The sequence below is a fragment of the Natrinema limicola JCM 13563 genome (assembly GCF_000337475.1).
In the GTDB taxonomy this organism is placed as follows: domain Archaea; phylum Halobacteriota; class Halobacteria; order Halobacteriales; family Natrialbaceae; genus Natrinema; species Natrinema limicola.
In genome coordinates this window covers 1-211 of sequence record NZ_AOIT01000009.1, presented here as the reverse complement: position 1 = coordinate 211, position 211 = coordinate 1, and the positions used below count along the sequence as shown (strand labels likewise).

The 211-nt window shown below is 59.7% G+C and carries 1 protein-coding gene; it reads right to left on the bottom strand.

Annotated elements, in window-relative coordinates; genetic code table 11:
• Positions 1-211: zinc ribbon domain-containing protein (locus C476_RS17640; protein ID WP_152418150.1), on the bottom strand; the 211-nt coding region annotated here is incomplete at both ends.

Sequence of the window (211 nt, the reverse complement as noted above, 5' to 3'; positions counted from 1 at the left end):
TCCCGTGGCGAGTCATCGCGTTCCGGTTTCCAAGGAACGCTCTCTCCCCACGGGTCAACGCGACCAGCGATGTTCGCTGCTGCGTTGATATCCGCCTGATACTCCGTCACCCAACACTCCGCGTTCGTACACGAGAACTCAGCTTGTGACCCACGACGACCGATGTGACCGCAAGCGTGACACGTCTGACTCGTGTAACGCGGGTTCACGT